The following is a 24,484-nucleotide window of genomic DNA, read 5'->3' as shown; positions in this document are numbered from 1 at the left end:
ATCCAGTTATCTCCAATACAACAAAAAATTTCTGCGCAATTTTAGTAGACACTCACTATTTCATACCGGGCTAGGGATTTTGGCTTGCGTGTCGTACTACCTTTGGTTTTTTTCACAACATGGTATCAGTTTAGAGCAGCTCAGCAGTGGTATTCGCCAAATAGGCTTTTATTTGCATCGGATGTTTACCTGGCATAATTTTACTGACTGGCCACTGCGTTATTATCTGACACAAATACTGATTACTCTGGCGATTGTTTTCACCGGGACGATCACCGCTACAGCAATCGCTCTTCCACTTTCCTTTTTGGCTGCACGCAATATTATGCAAGGCAAGTTAGCAGGCATTGCTGCCCTGCTGATGCGCCGCCTGTTTGATATTTTGCGCGGGGTAGATATGGCCATATGGGGGCTCATTTTTGTTCGTGCTGTTGGTCTTGGTCCACTAGCAGGAGCATTGGCGATTCTCATGCAAGACATAGGACTTCTGGGACGGTTATATGCTGAAAGTCATGAAGCTGTAGATGGTTCCCCTACAAAAGGACTAACATCGGTTGCAGCCAGCCCTCTGCAAAAACACCGCTTTGGTATTTTTACGCAATCTTTCCCGGCTTTCATCGCTCTAAGCCTTTACCAAATCGAATCCAACACCCGGTCAGCTGCAGTATTAGGTTTTGTGGGTGCAGGAGGCATCGGGCTCGTCTATGCAGAAAACATGCGTTTGTGGAATTGGGACGTGGTGATGTTCATCACACTGGCAATGGTTATTGTCGTGATGACCATTGACGCGATCTCAGCATGGCTACGTTACCGTTACATTGACGGAAATGTAGTCCCCCAGTTTACTCTCCCTGAACGTCGGTATTCGGGTGCTGAGAGCTCTTAATTTTGAATCATCGCAATGACCTTTGTCGCCAGGAGCGTTCTTTCTTAACGGCTGCAATCGCCTTAATAACAGCATAACCCAGCGTTCTGTTGACGTAATGTTTAGTGTTGCGTTTGTAGCGTCACTATTTGTACCTCCTTAACATACTTTATGTCTTCCCGCTGTTTCCCACCTTAACAGCGGGATTTTTTTAGCTAAGGGGAGCCTGTCGGCCCTCCTTGTCCCCTGTTAGTAAGGAGACATGATGATTGATTTAATGAAAGCCCTTGGACTTTGACTTATTGTCCTTCTCCCTCTGGCAAATCCACTGACCACAGTTGCAATGTTTCTTGCACTCACTGGTGGGATGAGTGTAGCCATGAGAAACCGCATTGCATTTCTGGCCTCAATGAACGTATTTATTATCATGATGACGACGTGTTACGCGGGACAGTTGGTAATGAACACGTTCGGGATTTCTATTCCTGGACTGCGTATTGACGGGGGATTGATTGTCGCTTTCATTGGCTTTCGTATGCTATTCGCGCAGCCCACCAGACCAGTTTCTCCCGGTTCTGACGCTGAAACTACCGATATTGGAATAGCTTTTGTTCCGCTAGCGATGCCCTCAACAGCAGGTCCCGGTACTATTGCCATGATTATCAGCTCAGCTTCTACATCTGCGGCTCGGCATGGTGTGGAATATGCCCCCTAGATAATTCTTGTAGCGCCACCACTCATTTTCCTGCTGGTGGGCCTGATTCTCTGGTTGAGTCTTCGAAGCTCTGGAACCATTATGCGACTTGTCGGGACTGGTGGTATTGATGCTGTTTCAAGGCTGATGGGTTTTCTTCTGGTCCGTACCGACGTGCAATTCATTATTAACGGAACGCTTGAGCTCGTTTCACTCGGTAAGGGATAACAAACTTTACTACTTCATTCTTTTGGTGGCAGAAAATAACCAGCTACTGGCGACCAGTCCCAAGGACCTCGCCAGATGATTGCCATGCACATAAACTCCGCTTTCTGCCTGACCGCCTACGATTTACAGCGCCTGTTCGCTGCAGGCGATAATCAGCGGCGCGACTGAGATAATGGTGTACTGTTTCGCCACTGGAAGATCATCGGCACGTGAAAATAGCAGCTATTTTTTTGCCTCCATCGACGGACGTGAAAAATAAAAAAAAACACTCATGATTAACTTCCTGTAACTAAGGTTAATCGTAATAACTCTTTATCATCCGCTGGAATATTTGAATGAATACCAAATCAAATCAATCCCACAAACACAATGCATGTAAACTAACATGTTTAGACTGGGATAACAGCGACTATCATTTCTTCATATATTTCAATAACTAAAACCTATAAACCCCAGAGTTGATAATCAACAAGGTCCATGTCAATTGAAAGTTTTATATGTTTTATTATAGCGTCACAAATTGGACCAAAACCACCGGCATGTTCATAAGCTGTATAACACATCGTTTCGTTCTCTTTGTTTAGGATAACGTTTATCGCCCTCCCTTTAATATACATACAAACATCTATATTAAAGCAAGATTTCAATGCATAACTCCGTGTACAAAGAGCAGTAATCAGTACAAAGTGAACTATATTCCCTTGAGACATAGGTATATCAGAAATGGAGCAAATTAAACCATCTCTCTCACTACTTTCGGTTCCTATTTCAACAACATTAAATTTTTTGTTATTCGCAGAATATTTTATATTGCTGAGTAGACCTAAAGCTGAAATATATTCACTTTTTAGTTGAGAGATCGCCTTATGCATACGTTCAAGCATGTTACAAGGGGCTTCCGCAACGTTTAAGCACTCCTCTGCCTTGCCAATTAATTTATATCTCATAGTTACTCCTTATTAAGGATAGAATTGCTAATTATTGTTTTTATCAAAATACGAAGGCAGACAAAAACCAACCCCAAATTAACAGATTAGCCATTGGTCTCTTTGACTATGAAATTTGATATTTAATAGCATTGTTGTGCCTGGTGCCTCCAGGTGAGTCTTTGGTCAGCAGCCTGACTCGCATCTATTTCGATTCCCTACGACCACAGGAGTAGTTTGCTGGTTCTACCCCTCCGCACAGGGGGATTCATCACAACAGGAAAGGACACTGATAACCCAACCGACACATTAGAGTGAACCCTCAGAAGCAGTATACTTTCCTGTTATTAAGTTAAAATTCCTACCCGAACTGATGAAGATAATTGTGGAAACGATAAATAAGTACCACAACAGTGTATTAACAATTCGTTACCAGATAAGTGAAAAGAATGACAGTGTCATACACGCCGGATTCAAGAATACATAGGGATAAATCGACATTCTGTTGACACAGTAAAAAAACGTTAACAGTATCGTTAAAGTCTGGTTTCCTGCCGGTTTTCCAGACGCGGCGGTGCTTTCAATTACTTCTGAAGCACAACACCAGGTAGTTAATCCCCTGAAAGCACCGCCACCTACAAATTTGATGATAAAAAAGAAGGCAGAATAAAACCATCTGCCTGATAAGTTAAATCGATGCGGTCTTAGGAGTTACCTAACTTCTTCGATCTCACCCGGTTTCCACGTTTTATCAAACCAGGGCTCGAGAGGCCCATATAGACGAATGATTGTAAACCAGCCTTTTCCAGGAACTGTCTGCATCCAGTTGGCTTCCTTACCCTTAGGTGGTTTAGGGCCGAAGAATAAGTCTACGGATCCATCTTGATTTGCAATCAACTTGTCTCGTTTGTTATTTTTACTCGGGAAAGGCTGAGAGGTCTGCAGTTCAGAACGGGTCTGAGGGTCATAAATAACCACTGACCAGAAGTCATTTGCCGGCACATTGCCAGGAATATTGAGCCTGTAGTTCTTAGAACCATTAAGTGGAGCCCCCATCTTATCTGCGCTGGCAATGGCATACTGCGAACCACTGCCCACCGATTTCGCCGCCATTGATGGTGTATTAACAGTTGCGACGTAGAAGAAGCTGGTTCGGGCATCGAGATCGCGGCCAGCGAGCCCATCCCCACCAAGCCAGAGATAGTCATCACCAATGAAACTGGTTCGCCATTGACTGTTAGGATAAAGAACAGAGCGAGGATCTCGATTATGAAAACTAATAGCTCTGGCCGTTGCGTTACCTGTCGCAACAGCATCTGTCAAAATTGCTTTCATCCGTTTATCAGGATCAAACTTTTTACCTTTGCTAATACCAATTGAGGCAGCGAGACCACGGATTTCAGGATCAATAAAATCGACAGGCTCTTTCTGTATGACGTTATTGAGTTCATTATAAAACTCAAAATTGTTTGCATGGACAGTATTAAATCCCCTCTTAGAAGAATTGATAAATTCCATTTTAGGTGGATTATCAGCTTTGCTGAGCGGATAAACTTTAAAACCATCGCGAAACATCTTTGATGCGGCATCTGGCTTACCGTCAACCAGAAATCCACGTAAAACAACAATGTTTACATATGAGGGTGAGCGCGTAATATAATATTCACCGCCATTCCTGACATCCTTAGGTAGATTCCCCATATAATCAGATGGAACAATTAAATATTTTCCTCCCCTTCCCCGATCTGGCCCAGGGACGCCCATATCAACAACGAATCTGAAAAATGCGTCATTCACCGTTCCCGGACCACTGCCAGGCGGTACCTCAACGACCGTTGGGCCATCAGTTTCGAGGTCAAGCATTGAGAAAGCGTAAACGGTATCAGTATTCGCCGTCAGTAAAAGAGGGTTTGAATCTGCAAGTTGATCATAAATTGTTGCCTGGTTACTTTTGGTTGCACCCAGTGCAATATTTCCACGGCGAATTGCTTCAATACTTGCGGCAGGCATAAGGCTCAAGAAAACCTCGACTCCGCGAACGAAGTCAAGGTTATCAAAAGCCAGTTTTGCCGTTTCTTTTGTTGGGACACCATCAATAAAATTAAGTGTGCCAATACGGGTATGGATCTTATCCGGAGTTAGAATATCTTCCGGAATAAACGTATTAAAGCCATGAGTCGGAACCGTTGCATAGGGAGTCTTTTGTGCGTAGCTACATTGAATGTATACCACACTAATAAATGTCATAATAGCCAAACTTATTTTACGCCTATTCGTCATAAACCCTCCACTTTAATATTATAAAATGCATTCACATAAAATTATGATACAACCGTATAATCCAGAACAATGATGTTCTGAAGTAGAGGTTTGAAGATCTCCTTCAATTCCTCATGAACTGAATGTGGTAAATATTTTTGTCGGACAGTTTCATCCGCAAATGTCATAAAAACACAATGTGTATAGCCTGCATTTTTCATCTCTGGGCTATCATTCTCTCCCCACTCAACATCTAAAACACCTTCAATTTTATTTCTAACACCTAAAAATAAAATACGAACAATATCAACATCAAGACTCAAAACATCAGGTTTAAACTGTATAAACAGTACGTGTCTAATCATTAACACCTCTTCTAAAATAAGGACACATGTTCTGAAATAGAAAATAATTCATTAATAGATCAAGGTAACAATAACAGTATCCTGATAATGCCCCGGAGCCAGACCATTCTGGGGTAATACCCGCCCATATATAGAGATCATGAACGGGTTAGCAATGCCCGCTCCAACACCACTCAGCGTATCTATATTACTTTTATTACCCCAGGTTTGTGCTCGTGCCGCATCGCGATAAATTTGATACTGAACTAAATCGCCCTGGTCATTGCTCATTCTCCGTGATCCACCCGCCGAATATAATCCTTCGTTCAAAGCCAGTTGCCAGGTTGTACCCACAGGACATTGCAATGTCAGACTAGAGCGTTGATCGAGTGGGCCAGTAATATCATACTCATGAGTACCAAAATCGATATCCGAGACCGAACGGATCATACATGTGTCTTCAGCACTTGCGACAACATTGAGGTAGTAACTCACCTCACTTTATATCTAAAAAGAGTTAAGTTGTGTGTTCACACATTTTATTTATTTCAATGTAATACTGATTTATTTCCCATATGAATATCTGAAAAAAAACATAAATCAAAATCTCAACGGTTTTTACAAAAAGCAAGCACAATAAAATAATCAACGCACTAAAAAATCACTTCGCACGAATCTTTATCCTGCCAGACTCTCGAAAAGCGTGCTGCGTTGCCAGCAGTGTAATGAACTGTGTGCCTGATATTTCGATGACCAAGATAATCCTGTATCAGGCGTGTATCCATACCTTGCTCTGCCAGTTCATACCCACATGCATGCCGCAGCATATGAGGATGTACGTCGAAAGGGAGACCAGCCATTCGTCCATACTCCTTGCAGATCATATAAAAACGCTGACGTGAGATACGCCCACCTTTACGTGAAACAAATAGCCACTGATTATCATTATCAATTACGAGTTGATTCCGTATATTTAGCCACACATCCAGTGCCTTCCTGGCTTGAACATGTAAAGGGTGTACAGTACTAAATCCATTTTTTAATCGACTAATAGATAATCGCCCCCCTGACAAGTCAAGGTCTGAAAGTTTTAATCCTGTTAACTCACTCGTTCTGAATCCATGTAAATAGCAGAGAAGCAACATACAGTAATCTCTTAATCCATTCTTACTACCAAATGTGGCCCTAGCTAAAACAGATACTTCCTGACGCGTGAGATATAATCTTTGCTTCATGGAAAACTCCGGCATCATGTAGTCTGATAAAATAAGCATGTTCAGGAAAAAACTGTTGTTAACACATTCCCGGCATCCTCTGAATCAAAAGAATCCATCCTAAAATATTCAACCCGCGTTCAGTCACCTTCATAAGGGCAACTGTCACAGGTGACGGTTAAGCTCCCTCTCCCAAATTTCATTAATAAAAATGATTACTTACGGGCCGTCCTTGTAATGTTCGTATAAACCTCGTCATCAGTAGGTGTTGGTCACTTTCTTAACAACAAACACTACCCTGTATGCGGCTGTGTATTTTTTCCTCCATCCTGCCTGTGAGACTTTTTGGCTGACACACTTTTAATACATAATTTTCTGATGCAAGATTGTGTCAAATCGGACAATTGAGGAAGAAAAGTGGAAATGACTCGAGAAAGGGCTGAGTATCTGATCTGCCAAAGAGGGTGGTTATCGCTCATGCCTGAAGATTTCAGAACAAGGCTGCTAAAGCATGCTTTACTTCTGAAATTTGAACCTGGGCAATTTATCTTCCGTACCGGAGCCCCTGCCGGAGGAATCTTTGGCCTTGTCGACGGAACAGTTGTTATCAATACGGCCCCGCTTGATTCCGTGCCTCGCCTCATCCACATTGCTGTACCAGGTGGATGGACAGGAGAAGATAGTTTTCTAACGGGCGATACTCGAAGAATTGAAGTTGTCGCACAAAGTGAAACCTGGATTTTGCACGTACCGATTAAAGCGATGGAACAAATGGTTTCAGCTTATCCAAATGACATTCGCGCTTTTGGCGTGATTTCTATACAGCAGGCTGATTCAGCTTTAAGAATTGTGCATGACTTACAGAAGAGGAATATCAGCTCAAGAATCGCCTCAGCGTTACATCGTATGTCGTGGTCCACAGATAGTCCGGTAACGGTTTCCCAGGATAATCTCAGCATCATCACCAACACTTCTCGTAAGCAGGTCAACAACGTCATTCAGCGGTTTGTAGAAGAGGGATGGGTTGAAACCAGTTATCGGTCAATCACCGTTAAAGATCCTTCTGCATTGCTTCAGCATGCAGAAAAGGACATAAGTAACTAGCTGAACGATATTCCCATTATGCATTCCATTGATTTATGTATTGAGCCGATCACGCACACTGCAGAACCAGGAAATGGACAGCCTGGTTAAATAGGGTCAAATCTATTACGGCTCAAATAGCAATCGAGTTGTATTATCTTCAATAGATCCCGAGCGCTTCCCGTCAGCATCGAAAAAACGATCCTTGCGACATACTTTCGCCTTCGTGTCACAAAAAATCCTATTTGCAAAAGTAAATGCTGAATGATAGAAGTCGCCCATTGCACTCAGTTGTTCTCCACGCACTTGGCCCAAAAATTGTGTTGTTAAAGCATCTGAAACTCCCTTTGCATCAGCGCAAAAAAACACATCGCACACAACCCCTTGCGCAGGGGAAGCCAGCCTATGTAGTGTAGATGCTCCCGTCGATACCACGGTTGCACTCAGTATCAAAAAAACCAACCGTAAAATAGTGATAATTGGCATAACTCGCCCTCTATGGATTAGTTTCACTCAGTTCAAATACTGTTGGCGACACCGCATCCTTCTTGGCTATGAACGCTATGATTCACTGGTCAGGTTAAACAGTGTTCTAACCATATGTGGTTTGTAATCGATTTTTTCAAACGGTTCATATTGACAGAAAGGAAAACCGTTACGAGATTAAGAAGTACTTAAACCAAAATAACGAACCACTTAACTTTGTGTCGCCCGCTCTCCCGTAGTGGGCTTTTTTTTGCTTGCTAATAATCCCTTTGATACTCACTGAATGTCGGCATAATCGAGTTGATTTAAGCCAAAACACCTCAGGATCCTTCGATTAATCCGCCTGCCATAAGTTTTATAAAATTGTCCTCCGTTTTCCATATCTTCCTGAAGTAACGATAATATTTCGTGCTAAATTACTCAGTTGAATTTCTTCATCACTAGTGTCAACACTACTGTGCCAGGTATCAATAAAGACAAGTACGGCGCGAAGGATTACGAACCTATGTTGCGAAAAAACGCGGAAGCGATAGTAATTCAAAGGGGCTGGTTGAGCCGGACATCTGAAGCGTTCAAGGTCCGTCTTCTGGAAAATGCAGAGCTACTGAAGTTCGACACTGGGCATGTCATCTTCGCGAAGGGTGACAAGGCTGGTGGGATTTATGGGCTTGTATCAGGGACTCTGGGGATCATGGCTGCACCACCTTATTCAACGCCCCGTTTGATCGATATTGCAGTTTCAGGCGACTGGATTGGTGAAGACAGTTTTATTTCGGGCAAACCAAGAAGGATTGAGCTGGTTGCACAAAATGAAACCTGGCTACTGCATGTACCGCTTGAAAAAATGGAGCAAATGGCTGAACTAGATCCTGACAATATGCGCGCTTTTGGCGTGATGTCTATTCTGGGGGCCGACTCGATGCTCAGGCTTGTACATGACTTACAGAAGAAAAGCGCAAGCGCCAGAATCGCCTCTGCCCTTCATCGTATTTGCTGGGCAACGCATATTCCAGTGGCCGTTTCACAAGAAAGCCTGAGCGTTATCACTACCACATCGCGAAAACAAGTTAATGCTATTATCAAGCGTTTCGTTGAAGAGGGCTGGGTTGAGACTGGTTACCGCTCAATCACGGTTTTAAATCCAGAAGCGTTAAAACATCATGCAGATGAGGATATGGCTGACTGATTAGTGTAATGATAACCACGCTGATAATGTATTTTCTTGGCTATACTACCCAAAGCAATCATTAACCAGATAGAGAAATAATGACATTGGTGTCCCTGAAATCACGAGAAAAGGCTGAGAAAATCATCTGCCAGCGAGGCTGGCTATCTCATATGCCAGTTGATTTCAGAATGTTGTTATTACACAACGCAGAGTTTTTACGATTCCGGGCCGGGACCGTAATCTTTTCTCCGGGAGACCCTGCTGGCGGAATCTATGGCCTCGTTAGCGGAGTAGTAACGGTAAAAACAGCACCTTCAGGCCAGACACCACGATTAATACATATTGCAGTCCCTGGTGGCTGGACAGGTGAAGACAGTTTCTTGACTGGAGATCCTCGGCGTATCTCTTTGACGGCCTACACTGACATTCAGGTTATGCACGTCCCGCTCCCCGTAATGGAAGAAATGGTCTGTGCCGATCCAAATACCTTACGGGCTTTCTCCTCTATGTCTCTCATATCGACAGACTCTCTAATCAGAATCGTTCATGACCTGCAATTAAAAGATGTCAGTTCAAGGATCGCCTCTGCTCTGCATCGAATGTCCTGGTCAACAGATACGCCAGTAATGGTATCCCAGGAAAATCTGAGTATCATTACAAATACCTCTCGTAAACAGGTCAATATCGCAGTTAAACGCTTTGAGGAAAACGGTTGGATTGAGGCTAGCTACCGTGCAATTACAGTTATCAATCCTGATGCTTTACTACAATTTGCAGAACGCAGGACTTAGTTTCATAATGCGCCACTATTAATTTTTTAAATAATATCAATCGTAATCTGCAACGTCTTGACAAGATAAAATCCTGTTTAAATAATAATCTATAATTATTCCCAACCTATTTCCAAAGCATGTCTTTTTTATTTACTCTATTTTGATTTTTAAGCTCTCAAAAAACTTTTTCCTATCGGAAAAATAATTTAAGTGGAATTTTATGGGCTTGTAAGTGTACGGTGAGAACCATATTGGCGAACTAGGGCTATTCAGTTTACAGTACGATGCGCCACGGCAAACTGAACCATCCTGGTAATCTTGGAGAATATACTCTTTGAGAGTTAGCGAGGATGACAAAAGATTACCGATTTTCCCCTGAAGTTTGTCAACGCGCTATTCGCATGATTCTGGAAAACCAGAATATTTACAACTTACAATGGGCTGCTATCTTCTCCATTGCCCTAAGATCGACTGCGCTCCCGAGACATTGCGTATATGGATCCGTCGGTAGGAGACCATTATTGATGAGAAGTATGCTGCTGACTGCCAGCGAACGCCAGCGTCTTAAAGAACTGGAGAAGGAGGTCCGTAAACTGCGACGCAGCAATGATATTGCTGCGTCAGGCTTCAGCGTATTTTGCCCAGGTGGAGCTAGACCGCCACTGAAAAAATAATGCTGCTTCTGGAAAATCTGCGCGGTGAGCACGGGGTAGGGCCAGTCTGCCACGAGCTGGATATTGCCCCGTAAACGTACTACTGGCACTAGTAACGGCAGAAGCATCCGGAGCGGCGAAGCTGCCGGAATAAGCGCGATGCCGCACTGATACCTGAGATACAGCGTGTATATGAAGCAAGCTACAGCATTTATGGCGTTCGTAAGGTTTGGCGACAGCTAAAACCTCAAGCAATCGGTGTTGCCCGATGCACCATTGAGCGCTTGATGAAAGCCTTGCAGATACTTATGGTGGCACGCGGCTAATTGTCAGAACCACCCGCAGCACCAAAGCCGAAACACCGTAGGAGCGGGTGAATCGTCAGTTCGTGGCCGAACGGCACTATAGCCCTTTGGTGGCCAATTTTACCTACGTCAGCACCTGGGAGGGGTTCGTATATGTGGAGTTCGTCATCAATGTGTTTGCCGGAGTCATCGTGAGCTGGCGGGTCTCACCCACGATGGAAACATTATTCGTCTTGGATGCGCTGGAGCAGGCGTTGTGGGCCACATGTACGAGCTTACGTTTCCGTCTTGGGACATGGTTGCGTCCGAGGTCTTGGGTTCGATATGTGGTGTAGTAACAACTAAGCAGAGCCAATTCGTCGGGCACTTCTAGAATTAGGGCGTCTGGCTCGTTATATCCGACCGGAACGGCGGGGCTGCTTATCTCGGGTTTTAGTTCGCAATTTCATGCAGGCGGACAGAGATAAGCCGGACTTGTGATTTGTTTACGCTGTTTGGTCTCAACGGATGGATCGAGGACAGGATGGCGCCCTGTTACCGCTTCGGGCATGATATTTTTTCTTACTTACAGAGGCCATTAGAAACCTGGCATGTTCCGCCGCGCGCGGCGCTAGGTCATGCTTTGTTATCTATAGTAGCTGCCGGCAAGCACATAGAAAGAGTAGGAGCTGTAGTATTTGGTCCCGGTGTCGAGACGAACGTTGAATTTGCCGGAAGAATCGCTCTGATCGACGGCTAGTGTTCCGGTTTTAACCCCATCTACGGACCAGTTTCCTTTTGTTCCGTCTGCACTATCGACGGCCACAGACGCACCGGGTCGTTCGTTGATGCTCGCCGACGTACTAAACGTCCCCTCCCCACTCGGGCTTACACCTAGCACGTACCCATAAGCGGGCATGTCGCAAGTCACGGTGACGGTGCCTAATAATTTTGGCCCTCCCCCGGGTTCGGAGTATGGAAAGTTAACCTCCGTAGCAAGGCCGTTTACTATTGAACAGGCGGCGGGAGAGGTTACGATAATAGGTATTGTGACTGTTTCCGCGGGGCCGGTCATGCAGAGCCCTAAGCTAGGCCCGATGAGGCCCAACAGGCAGAATATTTTAGGTAGATTTAGTAGATCCATGCCGTGTCCAATTTGATGTTGTAGTTACCAGGTGTGATGGTGTAGTACGGATCTCTGGCCTCGATCGCAAATTTTTTGGCCCCAGCGTCGATCCCGGTGGTGTACCCGTTTTCTTCTACGCAGGAGTCAGTGCATACGACGTACAGTTGCCAATTCGGTTGAAGGCCACATTCTATCGAGGAGCACACGTCGTTTATTTTTATGCCCTGCCGACCCTTCCCTGTGGTCGTAACGTAAAAAAGAACGGTGTTGCCAACCGCACCCATCGCCACCGGGTGGTTACCCGTTATCGACAGGGTGGGTACGTCGGTAGTATCGCTTACGAACACGGCAGCATTGGCCGTGCCAGAGGAGCCGTATTGGCGGGCCGGTGCCATGGGCGAGCAGGCGGCCCATGCGGCGGCCATCGCGAGTATCATAGTAACCCTCACCCGTTTAGACCGTTTGTAATTTTTAGTCATAGTATCCCCCGAAGAGTACGACGTAGTTCCATGTACCGGTTAGGACAGGTTGGTACATACTGCCGTGGAGGTAGATGTGAGTGTTCATGTCCCCGTCTTTTTGGTATACGTTCGTTGTGTTCGGGGGGAAGTACTGCCAGTCGGCATGCGTGGAGGACGTAGCCAGCTTCTTTTGCGCGTCGGAGTCGTCGTCGCCTATATACATTTTCCACCCCATACAGCAGCCGCCTTTGGATTTTACCATATGCATTATGTCTGTGGGCATCTCGCACGTTGGGGAGGAGTCAGAGTAGGTATAACTGCAATGGGTCCCGTTACCTGTTGTGAGGGTGGCCCATGTCCCTACGGAGCCGGGGCACGAGATCTTAAGGTCGGCGACCAGGTTGTCTATTTTTTGAAGTGTCGTCGGTAGCGCGTAGCTGACGATCGTAGCCGTGCACGTAGCCACCGCTCCAACTTGGATTCGTCCGGTAACGGTGGTTTCAGACCCGTACTGTCGCGCCTGTGTGTTGGTAGGTAGTGCGACGACGAGGTAAAGTAGTATGGTGTGTAGGTATCGCATCGATGTCCATGAGTGGTGTAGGTGGCTGGGCGGACGGTTCGCCCGTAGACACAGAATACCTGTGCATTTTATGCCACGTTTTGTTTTCTCGTATTGTAATAGCAGGCAGAAGTGAGCCGCTCGGAGCTAGCCCCGCATTCCTCAATAAACCATCTGCCCACTGCAACCATCTCTTGCGGTAGTCCTGCACTCTGGCCAAGGCGGCATCAATACCCTCTTCCCGGCGCAAAGCCTGCTCATAAAGCCGCTGACATCGCTCATGATGGTGCTCTCTCGCACGTGTTGATATTCCGGTGGCCCCGTGGTCATTAAATTCCACACCCAGCCAGTCAAAGCCGCGACTGACCCGGCCAGTAAAGGTGTTATCCGGATGACACCGGAAGGCATGCATTTCAAAATACGTATTGAGCTGACGTACACACGAACGCAGTCGCCAGCGTGTCTTTGCCAGTAACAGAAAGTCATCCATATATCGTGCATAACAAATATCCTCAACCACATTAAACCTACAATCCACGTGGTACGGTAATGAAGCGCCAAATAAGGATCTCAGTGCACACCCTTGGGGTATCCCCGTCTGAGGGATAATGATTTCTCCTGCATCCTCACCGCTGTACCAGAGATATTGCCGGATGAGTCTGATCAACCTGGTGTCAATAACATGCCGAGTGACCTGTCTCCAGAGTTCCATTTTGACTATGTGTCGGTAATTAGACTGGCCCCATGAATCTCCAGACAGTTACATCGGGCGTGCAATAACCATGCTCTGGCCTGCTCCCAATACCCATCAGTAAGGCATAACTGCAAGTTAGCTTCCCTGGCTTGTTCAGAATGGGCTTCAGTTACCATCTACATCATGAATACGCAGGACCGCATTCCTTATTTATCTCTCCGGAATGACACAGTCGGAATGTATTTATATTCAGACAGCAGATTAACGTGGTCAGGTATAAATCTGCACATCAATCATTGCAGTATAAATCCCCTCCGCAGCTGACTGACCGCTGTCGGCCCACAGACTCACCGTATGCCGCTCTTGCGCCTCGCCAGAAAGCTGGCACAGTCCGGGAGGGATACCGCACTTCAGCGGACTGCCCTCACTGCCCCCGGCAAGAGTGACGCTCAGCTGCTGCCCATCCGCATCGTCGTCATCCGTGAACATATAGCCTTGCCCGGGCCCGCTCCCCTGGTTCGCAGATGACAGCCTGACGGCAACATCCCCCCCGGGAACCGGTGCGCCCCCCACATCCACATCAATCGTTAATTCACCCAGCTTCAGACGCGTTGTTAAGGTGGCGGTGGTGAAGGTTTCCTTTTCGGGGAGCCAGTGCAGCTCCAGCTTGCTGATTCTGGTCGTCGTCAGCGTTAACGGTGTTTCCTTTACCGCATAAATAGCGGCTCCGGCGTGCTCACATCCCAGACAGGACACCAGAAGCGCGATGACCCCCGGGCCGTGCCTGAGCGTTTTCAACAGTGCCACCATACTTCCCCTCCCACCGCCACCGGCTTAGCGGTTAGTTAGAGTACACAGCGGCCTGAATCCCAGCCGTGTATTTGCCTGCCGACAGGCCCTTGCCGATATCCTGTTCCGGGTAGAACTGCACGGTCACATCCGAGGCCGTGCCCTCTCCCTCAACCATATACCAGTTATCGGAGCCAACGGTTGACTCAGGGAGCAGGGTATTCCCCTGAGAATCCTTTAGCCTCACAGCGATGGTGCTCAGATCGGTTTCATTTACAAAATCGGTTACATCTCCCCTGCCTTTGTCATTGTATGGCGTTAACCAGTGGAAACGAATGCCTGCCCCATCACTGCCTGCCTTGCTTGCCGTCACGGCACCCAGCACCGTAGAGGCCAGAAGCGGGGTGTCCTTGTTGAAAGAGAAGTGCGTCTCCCGGGAGAACTGTACCGTATCCGGTGCCGTGAATGTCACGTTGACCGGGGCGCTGTTGCCATCCTGCCAGGTATCGGAAGCAGCAGCAGCAGAGCCCGCCGCCATCAGTAAACCCACTGCAATCATTAGCTTTTTCATTTCATCATCCTTACTGGGTATAAGCCGCGGCCTGAAGTACGCCACTGTACGTGCCAGGAACGGGTGTCTGGCCCGCGCCATCCACAACCACATACAGCGTCATGTCCTGGATTTCGACGGCTTTGTCAGTGCCGACATAGGAAGGGTCACTTGTTTTTGGAACAGCTTTGGTGCCCGAAGCGTCAGTCGCAAGCATAACCTTCAACTTTTTACTCTTATCCGAGGTGCTCACCAGCGAATATTTTCCTGGTTCTCCTAGGTCAATAACCCCTCCATCGGCTGTGACCACCCACTTAACACCAAGGTCTGTGGCTGTCCCCTTGCTGGTACCCAGAGATGCCACCGCTGTTGCAAGTTTTTTGTTGGCATCCAGTGCTGCCCCAGACAGCAACCCTGCCTCAGGCGTCACCGTAATCTCTGCGACGTTGGGTTCCCTGAGCGTAAACTCAAGGGTATCGTTAGCCGCTTTCCCCAGACTGCCAGCATGAGCCGACGTAACCGCCATCGATAACAGCACGGGCAAGGCCCCGAGCGTCAGTTTTAATTTATTATTCACACACAGACTCCTGTTTAATGTATTTTCACACGTGCTTGTTTTTCTTTTTAAATAAGCCCTGACCGAATGTAAAATGTCATGAACTGTTTATTATATTTTAAATTACCGTCCTCCTTTTACTTCACTCACCATATACCTCAGGCGCAAAAAAAAAAAAAAAAAAAATACGAAGATACGGTTTATTCATCACTCTAATGGCGATATAAACCCGCACCGGAATTAAAATCGCTTATCGCAAGACGGGGAATTAATTTCAGTGATAAATAAAATATTCACACCAGCAACAAACATTCATTCGTGCAGACATGAATTAACCGGTAATGACCACGCCGGGCATAAATATGTCAGCCTATTAACAGGTGTCATTCCTTTACTCCACCCAGACCGCGCTGGCCAGGGAATAGGTAAAGTTACCTGCAGTCGTTACGGTTCCTGAGGGAGTTAACGTGAACTGAGCGGCATCAGCTTTTGCCGCCGCGACGACCATCTTGTCAATATTCTTTGTTGACGAATAGTTATCGGCTGTACTCAGCGATGTCGCCGTACCGCCCCCCAGAATGAGGGTTAATGTACCCACAGCACCTGCTTCCGGAGTCCCGTCTGCCTTCTCGGCATAGTGATCAGTAGAGCTCTTCGCAATCGCAAGGGCCACTTTCCCGGAGCCCACGCCCGCACAGGTGACCGTAACCGTCCCGGCACTGGTGTCCAGTACCTTACCTGCAGCATCGAGATGCACATCTGTCGGAGTGAGTTTATTACTACACGTCATCGCCTTTATCGCCTTTATCGTGAGCGTATCCACCTTGGCATCATAGATAGCCCCAGCTGCCAGCGCGGGCACCGACGACAGGAAGCCGGCACCGGCAATCAGGTACGCGAGTAACGCCCCTGTTTTCCTTTGGTTCTTCGCTATTACTCTCGTGTTCATAGTCTTATCCTTTGAAGGTCATTGTTGTTGCGCAGGCTGACACTCAGGGCAGTAACGCCACACCATGTAACTGCACCGGGTACTCATCGGGTATCGCATTCTGCTCACCGTCGCTGTAGAGGGTGAACTTCACCACGTCATCTCCAGTCAACAGTAGAATGCCCTTGCCGTTTTCCTGGTCTTGCTGCCAGCCGGAGCCGCCCAGCCTGATACGGATTTTATTGTGGCTGCCGTTTTTGCCTTCCAGCTCATAGCGGTGCGGCTGGTCGGTGCTTTTCACCCCATCGCTCCAGACCTGAAACCCCGTATGGCTGCTGTGGAACACCATATAACCCTCACCCAAAATGGCATCTTTAATGAGGACGCCGCTTATCTGAGGCCGCATCTTGAGCACCATCTGCGGCCCGTCCGCCGCCCACCCGATAGCGCTGCCTGCAAGCCAAAGACACAGAAGTGCCGTGAGCCAGACGCGGCACGCCTTCATTCCCCGCCGCAGGCGTTGTCCAGGGCATCGTTTCCCGTCAGTCATTCACACTCACCTTTCATGACATAGATACCCGCCGGCCCCTTCTCTGCAGGCAGGGTGTAGCTCGCCTCACACTGCTGTTTGCCGCCCCACTTCACGAGGAGCGTGCCTTTATCCGGCAACCCGGTCAGGTAAACCTGGCCGTCATCCCCCATGATACCGGCGGTCACGTCGTTGATCTGGACCACAGCACCGAGCGGGATAACACTGCCGTCCTTGCGGCTAAGCGTCATCAACCCGCGGGCACCCACCCGGGTGCGGAAGCGGGCCGGAATAACCGCCCCCTGCGTCGGGATAACTTTGACACTGGTCTGCTCGATGTCCGCATCCCCGGCCAAGGAGGTCGGGTCCAGATTCAGGGTATTTTCCTGATAGGCAGACAGCCCGGACATCAGGGTGTAACCTCGAAAATCCGTCTTCACGCCGGGCCAGTTGCTGACCTCCACACCCGATGCTCCCGGCGCTTCAATCACGCCAACCGTGTCGCTAAGGGGCTGCCCGAAGGTGACCCCGTGCGCATACGCCACCATCCCGCCGGAAACACTCCCGGTCACCTGCTTGGTATCCGGGCTGTAGCGGTATCCGCCACCCAGCACCCCATACTGGCCCTGCCAGTTCAGGTTGACCGCGCTGCTGTCGCTGCTGCGGTTCTCTTCTCCCGCCTGATACGATTGCGACAGGTTCCAGTTAAGCTGACGATCGAACCCCTGACCGCTCAGCTGCAGGTCCTGTGTCCCCGGACTTTGCGACGGTGCCGTGTACTGATAGCTGGCGTAGGTATTCCCCCCCAGCCACTGGTCCAGCGGAAAACTCAGCGACAGGTTGGTCAGGTTGTCCATTCCGTTGTCGCCGTTGCCGCCGATATGCTTGCTCCTGGACCAGTTCAACGACGCCGTCACCTGCTTAAAGCCCACGGAATAGCCCAGCGAGAACGTTTCCTCATGTCCCGGACGGTTCCAGTAATCTTCACGACGCCCGCTCATGCTGAGCGAACCCACCTCACCGATGGACTGACTCACCGTCATGGACGTGGTCGACTTGCGGCGATCATCACCGTTATACCCGGACTGCGCATCCGAGAAGGCATCATACCCGTAGCTGTCAAGCACGTCTGACAGGCTGTAGTACCCAGACGAGGCATACTGATAGCTCGCCAGCGTGAAGGTCGTGTTGGTGGTGTCAAACTCCTTCGAGTAACGTACCCGCCACGTCCCCCCTTTTTCTGTCTTCTCCCGGCGCCGGGTTCCCCGCGACTCAATCGCATCCAGGGACAGACTGCCCCAGTCTCCCAAGGACATCCCCAGCCCCACGGCGACGGCGTTAAAATGTTCTGCCCCCTGCAGGCCGCCATAGGCGGTTAGGTTCCAGGGCAGGCCATACATCAGGGTGAACTGCCCCACTGACGCACGGTCCGTACCGGACTGTGCCGGACGGTACTGCCCCATCATGACGTTATAATCCAGGTACCCTTCGCGCAGGGCGATAGCCGGGGTCTGGTACGGCACGGTAAAGACCTGCTGCTGCCCGTCCGATTCCCTCACCGTCACCTCCAGGTCCCCCCCGCTGCCCGGCACGCTTAAATCTGTTAGCGCAAAGGGGCCTGGGGCCACTGAGGCACTGTAGACCGTGTAACCATTTTGTTTCACTTCAACCCGGGCCTGAGTCCGGGCAATACCACGCACCACCGGCGCAAATTCACGTTGGTAATACGGCACCATGCTGTTGTCGGTGCCCACCATCACCCCACGAAAGGGCACGGTGTCGAAAATATCGGAAGGGGTGAAACGCTCCCCCACCGTTAAGCGACTTTTATTCTCGTACAACCCACGCTCCGCGTAGGTCATCAGGGTTTGCCATTTACCGGGTTCGTCGCCCTGCCGCTGCCAGTTTGTCTGGTTACGCAGGCGCCAGGCGCCCAGATTGGCCCCAGGATTGAGCTGCACATAGCTGCTCTGCTCATTCCCGCTGGCAAACGTGGTCTTGCTGGTGTTGGCGTTGTAATTGAGCAATAACGCCGGCACCCCGTCATCCCAGAGTTCCGTAGGTGCAATGCCGCGCAGTTCAGGGCGAAGGGCCACCTGCGGAATGCTCAGCAACAACTGCTGCTCGTTAAAGTTGTACTCTGCCTTTGCCTGTGAAATGGCTTCAAGGTGCACACACGCTCCGGCCTTATCGTCACCCTTTGTGGTACCCTCGCCCGTGGCGGTATCACCACTGCCGTCGCCGCCCTTCCCGAGCAGGTCGGGATAATCATCGGTTTTCACCCCGTAGTGCGATAACTGCTCTGCCGATAGGCAGGGCTGTAGACGGGAGCGTCCCTGTGCGTCTTTCACCGCGCTGAACTTAATATCCCGGGTGTCCACCCGCTCGCCGTTCAGCAGGACATCCACCTGATAGTTACCCGGCATCTGTCCGCCGGCGTTAAACACCGAGACATCTACCGCGCCGCCCAGCACACCCTCGTCAAATGCCCACTCCTTTGCAGACACCCTTTCTAACAGGCACACCAAACCAATTGCCAGAGCAAGACGGGTGTATTTCATCGCCTGCTCCCTGACCCGAAAAACACCAACCACCACCCCTCTTACTGGATTTTCGCCTGGAATGCCTGACTCGCTCCGCCGTAATCGGTGATCACTTTCCACTGGGCGGCCTCACCAGATTTTGCGCCTGGCACGGTCAGCAGGGTTTTGCCAAAGGGAGGAACGTAATCCGAGGTCACTTTTTCAGTGCCCACTTTCACTTCTGTCAGGCTCATGTAATAAGGTGAAGGATTATTCACCTCCAGCTTGCCTCCTTTCTGAGACCAGATGAGCGATGCCCCAGCTTTTTCCGGACCACCGCCGAGCGAAGAGGGGCGAACCAGCAGTTTGATGCAACTGCTGATGCTCATCTGAATATTGAGGGACACGCTCTTATTTTTACTGGCCTCCCCCTGCGCCCACTCATCGTCCGCCTTGGGCGGTACACCAGTCACACACAACCAGCTCAATGATTCACGGTCTTTCGGATATTCCCCGCCGACCCTTACAATGCGCAGGCGACTCTGCTGCCCCCCATCCAGACGAAACACTGGGGGAGTCACCATGAAGTTCGCTGCCGTTTTTTTGTCATCACCCGTCACCTTGGACTGAACCAGAATGGGGTAGTCCTGCGGGTTAGTCACTTCTAGCGAACTGCCAGCAGAATCGGGGTCATAAATCACCCGAGTCGCTCCAAGTTTTACAGAAAACGATTGTGTCGCTGCTTTAACATCCTGTTCTGCCGCCTGCGTGCTTACTGCGACAATACATGCTGCACCTGCCACTATCAGAGTGCTTAATCTTTTACTCACGTCACCTCTCCTGACTTACCCGCATAATTGCGCGCTTTAGTCATATTTTTTATTTAGCAAATACGTTTCTCCAGGTGGTCAATTAGAATCAAACTGACCACTCAAATTAACGGACCGTTCCAGAGATCGTCCTGAGTGCATATTCAGTTCACTTTCGGCCCGCAGACTGCCGACTCATACCCTAAAGTATCATTTCGTTAAGGCCTCACAGTCCGATATTCATTAATTCTTATCGGTCCTTTGCCTCAATTATTGCAGGCACTACCCCCAGAGCTCTCTCAAGAGATAAGGATGGTCCTAACGGTTTTCACTTCGTAAAAGCTCAAAAGTGTAACAATTAATGCCAATGTGAAATAAAAAAACAAAACAACGTAACCTTGCGGTGGCGGCAAACGTAAATTAATAACCAGCACTAAATTGTTAATTGGCTGTAGCGTTAACCCGGAAGGGGAACCTCCGTTAATGAAAAAACCGAAGCTGGAAAGACGTCGCTGAAAAATCACAGCGACGTGGATGTGATTATTTAAGCTTTATAACTAAATCGTCATTCTTGTTTATAGTAATATCAAATTTATTAGCACTCAGGGGGGTTCCATTGAGGCAAAGGATCATATGCGAAGAGAGCCAGTACTTTATCTTAGTTGGGTCGCTTTCGAATTCTTCACCATCAAAGTACCGACAATGCAAATGAATCTCCCCCAAAAAATCCCCCTTCCCTTCTTCAATAAAGTTGAAGCGCCCCTTCGCACGTCTATATTCACCTGGCTCTCCGGGATTTACCGTAACGACTTCGCCAAAGGATGTAATGTCGCATGCAACACCCTGAGGGTCACCTATTGAAACTTTAGGATTTCCTGAATTTATTACAAAATCCAACAAATTTAAACCATTAATCTCAGTGGAATAAATGTTAAGCGCCGCATTACCTTTTACTGTATAAGTTGTTATTTCCTCATTTTCCAGTGAGAAAATATTGAATACTGCCTGCGACTTGCCATCAAGTGAAACATCCCCATTAATCCCTACTTTAGGGGACTCGCTTACATCTCTGCTAATTAACAGCTGTGCGTTTTCACTTAAATTTACTTTTGATGCTGCAGATGAGATGTAGAATTCCTCCTTGACTGAGTCAACTGAGAGTATTCCATTGCTTTTTATTGAAATATCACCCAAAATATCTACAAACTTCGGGCTTTTAATTTTAAAGCAAGATTGAGCAGCATCTTTTACGCCTACATTAACTCCCCGAAGCATTAATAAAGGCGCCTGTAATGGAGATGAGGGGAAATGAGAAAAATCGTATGTGAATGTTCCAGCCTCAACATTAAGCTTCGAATTATCGAACCACCATATTGATTCCTGGGTATGTTTATCCGTGATCTTCATCACAAGTTCGCAACCAGCAGCTCCCATTGTAAATTTTTTCCCTTCAGCTTTGTCAAACGAGCCATCGGTGAGGGTTTGTGAACCAAGGTCCTGAGAATAAATCTGATCTTGCGATGGATCCCAAATGAACGGTGTAGATTGAGTCATATATAACGCCCTTATTTATTAGTTGATAATAGAGTAAAGAGAATAATGCAGAGCATGCTGTCTTTCTTAACACTGCAGGTACTGACACTTCCAGAAGACATCCACATTACATAATGACTAAATAACAGTATAAAATGTAAAACACCCCCTTTCCGATTCATAAAAAAATGTTGGTTAATCCTGAAACACCCCTGATCATCTCAACGACTTTCATTATGTCACCATTATTTTTTGTAACCATAAGTACAATCGTAAAATAAATATCACCCGGGCATGTTAAATGGTTAACCAGAGCAAAGGGATCCAGCCTCCGAAGAGGCTGAAAATGACAAAGGGTCAATATTAAAAATCACTCCAAATCTTCAAGGCATGCAGTGTAGAGCGAATTATCTTTACTCCCGTAATTGACCTGCCCGTTATGAAGATTGATACCCTTGCGATTATTGGGTTCAGCATCCGGTGGATTGCTCGCCCAGTAAGTTTGCGCAACAAAACCCGTGCCGTATTGGGTCATGTCGCCCCACTCACTCCACAGAGCCCCTGCCTCGCCTCGTGGGCTCGCTCTATATTGGATCGTTGCTGAGCCTCCCAACTCAAGAAGAGTGGGAAGACGCTTACTCTGCGCTGCACAATAATCGATGCTGTCCTGCCAGCTGGTTTTTGTGCCTCCGTTATGATCAAACCAGGACTTTAGCGCAAATTTGTAGGTAAAATACGTGTCCGGATCAGCTATCGAGGTTGCCGTAATGGTCACCTGACCCGCATTCCCTTTCGACACAAACGCCACTACACCATCAGTGACTGGTGCCCAGCCCGCACTGGATGTCCAGGTATAATTTGATGGCACATCACCGTCCAGATTAAGGGTAAATTTTGCACCGACAAAACCCGTTTTCGGGAATCCTGCACCTGCCGTATAGGTATATCCATTCGCCTCCACATCCTTGACGGAAGCCTCCAGCGTTACTGTGACCTCCAGTGGGTCTACCACCACACCGTCATACTCCGGTTTCACCGTAAAGGTCCCCGCCTTCGTTCCATGCAGCTGTGCGGTATAGGTTCCCGGCATGCCGCTCTCCACCGCCGCGCCGACTGTCACATCGCTCCCGCTGACCGTGCTGCCTCCCCCATCCAGGACCACAAACGTCAGTTTACCCGTCCCCCCCGTCACAGGGTTATTGTTGACATCTTTTGCCGTAAGGCTCAGCTGCAGATTATCCGAACCGTCCGCCACAATAATGTCATCACCCGGCAGGCCAAACGTCGATGTCGACCCGAATATATCACCCGCGGTCAGCGTCACCGGCTGACTCAGCGTTCCCACCTCTGTACCGTCATAAAGCGGCTTCACCGTATAGCTTCCCGCCTTCGTGCCGTGCAGCTGGGCCGTGTAAACGCCGGGGCTCTCCTCTGTTGCCGTGTCCACCGTCACCCCGGCAGTCACCTCCTGGCTACCGTCCCACACGCTGAAGGTCACCTTAGAAGCCCCCCCCGTCACCGGGTTACTGTTGACATCTTTTGCTGCGAAACTCAGTGCCAGTGGCGCAGTGTCATCAGCCACGATGCTCGTGTCACCCGGCAGTGTAAAGGTCGATGTCGTATCAGAAACCTCACCCGCCGTCAGCGTCACAGACTGGCTCAGTGTCCCCACTGTCGCACCTTCATACAGCGGCTTCACCGTATAGCTTCCCGCCTTCGTGCCGTGCAGCTGTGCGGTGTAAACGCCAGGGCTCTCCTGTGTCAACGCCTCCACTGTCACCGCGGGGCCGGTAACCGGTAGATTACCGCTGTCCTGCACACTAATGCTCATCTTCGATTCCACGCCCGGCACCGGGTTGCCATACCTGTCTTTTGCCGCGAAGCTCAGTTTCAGCGTAGCCGTGTCATTCGCTACAATAGTGTCACCACCAGGCAGGTCAAAGGTCGATTCCGTATCAGAAACCTCACCCGCTGTCAGCGTCACCGGCTTACTCAGCGTCCCCACTGCCGCACCTTCATACAGCGGCTTCACCGTATAGCTCCCCGCCTTCGTGCCATGCAGCTGTGCCGTATAGGTTCCCGGCGTGCTGCTCTCCACCGCCGCATCCACCGTCACCCCGGAAGTCACTTCCTGGCTGCCGTCCCACACGCTGAAGGTCACCTTCGAAGCCCCCCCCGTCACCGGGTTACTGTTGACATCTTTTGCTGCGAAACTCAGTGGCAGTGTGGTTGCATCATCCGCCGCGATGGTCGTGGCACCCGGCAGCATAAAGGTCGATGTCGACCCGGAGACCTCACCCGCCGTCAGCGTCACCTCCTGACTTAGCGCTCCCACCTCCGCACCGTCATACAGCGGCTTCACCGTATAGCTCCCCGCCTTCGTGCCGTGCAGCTGTGCCGTATAGATACCGGGAGCACCATCCACCGCCGCATCCACCGTCACTGCGGAGC

Annotated in this window: 21 protein-coding genes, 2 pseudogenes and 1 other annotated feature; of the genes and pseudogenes, 6 read left to right on the top strand and 17 right to left on the bottom strand. The window is 48.8% G+C overall.

The features are described from left to right. Positions 1–31 precede the first annotated feature (31 nt). Both phnE and C3708_RS20150 read left to right on the top strand, forming a co-directional pair. Positions 32–886, top strand: a complete 855-nt coding sequence (gene phnE, locus C3708_RS20155; RefSeq protein WP_370446907.1) for a phosphonate ABC transporter, permease protein PhnE — start codon at positions 32–34, stop codon at positions 884–886. Between the two features lie 280 nt (positions 887–1,166). Continuing rightward, positions 1,167–1,787 (top strand): annotated as a pseudogene (locus tag C3708_RS20150) (MarC family NAAT transporter). Positions 1,788–2,230: 443 nt separating this feature from the next. Here the strand turns inward: C3708_RS20150 and C3708_RS20145 are convergent. The 5 genes from C3708_RS20145 to C3708_RS20125 form a co-directional block, all read right to left on the bottom strand. After that, positions 2,231–2,734, bottom strand: a complete 504-nt coding sequence (locus tag C3708_RS20145; protein ID WP_103950074.1) for a hypothetical protein — start codon at positions 2,732–2,734, stop codon at positions 2,231–2,233. A gap of 690 nt (positions 2,735–3,424) precedes the next feature. Continuing rightward, positions 3,425–4,993: a DUF1254 domain-containing protein gene (locus C3708_RS20140; protein ID WP_199184172.1), complete on the bottom strand. Its 1,569-nt coding sequence runs from the start codon at positions 4,991–4,993 to the stop codon at positions 3,425–3,427. A 41-nt stretch (positions 4,994–5,034) separates the two neighbouring features. Then, positions 5,035–5,337 carry a Dabb family protein gene (locus tag C3708_RS20135; protein ID WP_103950073.1) on the bottom strand — a complete coding sequence of 101 codons (303 nt, stop codon included), beginning with the start codon at positions 5,335–5,337 and terminating at the stop codon, positions 5,035–5,037. A gap of 51 nt (positions 5,338–5,388) precedes the next feature. After that, complete coding sequence (locus C3708_RS20130; RefSeq protein WP_255411609.1) at positions 5,389–5,811, bottom strand: spore coat U domain-containing protein; 423 nt, start codon at positions 5,809–5,811, stop codon at positions 5,389–5,391. Positions 5,812–5,969: 158 nt separating this feature from the next. After that, on the bottom strand, positions 5,970–6,551 hold the full coding sequence (locus C3708_RS20125) for a tyrosine-type DNA invertase (RefSeq protein ID WP_103947245.1): 582 nt from the start codon (positions 6,549–6,551) through the stop codon (positions 5,970–5,972). A gap of 402 nt (positions 6,552–6,953) precedes the next feature. Here C3708_RS20125 and C3708_RS20120 point away from each other — a divergent pair, with 402 nt between their 5' ends. Further along, positions 6,954–7,634 carry a Crp/Fnr family transcriptional regulator gene (locus C3708_RS20120; protein ID WP_103947246.1) on the top strand — a complete coding sequence of 227 codons (681 nt, stop codon included), beginning with the start codon at positions 6,954–6,956 and terminating at the stop codon, positions 7,632–7,634. 105 nt (positions 7,635–7,739) lie between these two features. Here C3708_RS20120 and C3708_RS20115 read toward each other — a convergent pair whose 3' ends face one another. After that, positions 7,740–8,099 (bottom strand): YcgJ family protein, encoded by a 360-nt coding sequence (locus tag C3708_RS20115; RefSeq protein ID WP_103950072.1) that lies wholly within the window; start codon positions 8,097–8,099, stop codon positions 7,740–7,742. 505 nt (positions 8,100–8,604) lie between these two features. Between C3708_RS20115 and C3708_RS20110 the strand changes: the two genes are divergently transcribed. The 3 genes and pseudogenes from C3708_RS20110 to C3708_RS23945 all read left to right on the top strand — a co-directional run. After that, complete coding sequence (locus C3708_RS20110; protein ID WP_103947248.1) at positions 8,605–9,285, top strand: Crp/Fnr family transcriptional regulator; 681 nt, start codon at positions 8,605–8,607, stop codon at positions 9,283–9,285. Between the two features lie 80 nt (positions 9,286–9,365). Continuing rightward, the gene (locus tag C3708_RS20105; protein ID WP_233210439.1) at positions 9,366–10,058 is read left to right on the top strand and encodes a Crp/Fnr family transcriptional regulator; all 693 of its coding nucleotides are present in this window, start codon (positions 9,366–9,368) and stop codon (positions 10,056–10,058) included. A gap of 332 nt (positions 10,059–10,390) precedes the next feature. After that, positions 10,391–11,261: pseudogene (locus tag C3708_RS23945) on the top strand (IS3 family transposase); the annotation flags it as partial. Beyond that, positions 10,670–10,785: a sequence feature (AL1L pseudoknot), on the top strand. (Overlaps the previous pseudogene by 116 nt.) Before the next feature lie 847 nt (positions 11,262–12,108). Here the strand turns inward: C3708_RS23945 and C3708_RS20090 are convergent. From C3708_RS20090 to C3708_RS20035, 11 genes are all read right to left on the bottom strand, one after another. Beyond that, on the bottom strand, positions 12,109–12,582 hold the full coding sequence (locus C3708_RS20090) for a hypothetical protein (protein ID WP_103947250.1): 474 nt from the start codon (positions 12,580–12,582) through the stop codon (positions 12,109–12,111). A gap of 482 nt (positions 12,583–13,064) precedes the next feature. Next, positions 13,065–13,844 carry a reverse transcriptase domain-containing protein gene (locus C3708_RS24080; protein ID WP_370446906.1) on the bottom strand — a complete coding sequence of 260 codons (780 nt, stop codon included), beginning with the start codon at positions 13,842–13,844 and terminating at the stop codon, positions 13,065–13,067. Positions 13,845–14,087: 243 nt separating this feature from the next. Beyond that, the gene (locus tag C3708_RS20075; RefSeq protein ID WP_103947252.1) at positions 14,088–14,627 is read right to left on the bottom strand and encodes a hypothetical protein; all 540 of its coding nucleotides are present in this window, start codon (positions 14,625–14,627) and stop codon (positions 14,088–14,090) included. Positions 14,628–14,658: 31 nt separating this feature from the next. After that, on the bottom strand, positions 14,659–15,177 hold the full coding sequence (locus C3708_RS20070; RefSeq protein WP_103947253.1) for a hypothetical protein: 519 nt from the start codon (positions 15,175–15,177) through the stop codon (positions 14,659–14,661). Between the two features lie 10 nt (positions 15,178–15,187). Next, complete coding sequence (locus C3708_RS20065; RefSeq protein ID WP_103947254.1) at positions 15,188–15,733, bottom strand: hypothetical protein; 546 nt, start codon at positions 15,731–15,733, stop codon at positions 15,188–15,190. 370 nt (positions 15,734–16,103) lie between these two features. Then, complete coding sequence (locus C3708_RS20060; protein WP_103950068.1) at positions 16,104–16,661, bottom strand: hypothetical protein; 558 nt, start codon at positions 16,659–16,661, stop codon at positions 16,104–16,106. 43 nt (positions 16,662–16,704) lie between these two features. Next, positions 16,705–17,190 carry an AfaD family invasin gene (gene afaD / locus C3708_RS20055; RefSeq protein ID WP_112174223.1) on the bottom strand — a complete coding sequence of 162 codons (486 nt, stop codon included), beginning with the start codon at positions 17,188–17,190 and terminating at the stop codon, positions 16,705–16,707. Beyond that, positions 17,187–19,730 (bottom strand): fimbria/pilus outer membrane usher protein, encoded by a 2,544-nt coding sequence (locus tag C3708_RS20050; protein WP_103950067.1) that lies wholly within the window; start codon positions 19,728–19,730, stop codon positions 17,187–17,189. Before C3708_RS20050 ends, afaD begins: the two co-directional genes overlap by 4 nt. Before the next feature lie 41 nt (positions 19,731–19,771). Beyond that, on the bottom strand, positions 19,772–20,521 hold the full coding sequence (locus tag C3708_RS20045; protein WP_103947258.1) for a fimbria/pilus periplasmic chaperone: 750 nt from the start codon (positions 20,519–20,521) through the stop codon (positions 19,772–19,774). Between the two features lie 519 nt (positions 20,522–21,040). Then, positions 21,041–22,054, bottom strand: coding sequence for a hypothetical protein (locus tag C3708_RS20040; protein ID WP_103947259.1), 1,014 nt, complete (start codon positions 22,052–22,054; stop codon positions 21,041–21,043). A 349-nt stretch (positions 22,055–22,403) separates the two neighbouring features. After that, positions 22,404–24,484, bottom strand: a 2,081-nt coding sequence (locus C3708_RS20035) for an invasin domain 3-containing protein (RefSeq protein ID WP_233210438.1), incomplete at its 5' end; no start/stop codon positions are given.

Source organism: Lelliottia sp. 7254-16 (assembly GCF_002922995.1).
Lineage (GTDB): Bacteria > Pseudomonadota > Gammaproteobacteria > Enterobacterales > Enterobacteriaceae > Enterobacter > Enterobacter jeotgali.
The sequence above is the reverse complement of the archived record's forward strand: the minus strand, read 5'-3'. Positions and strand labels throughout refer to the sequence as shown.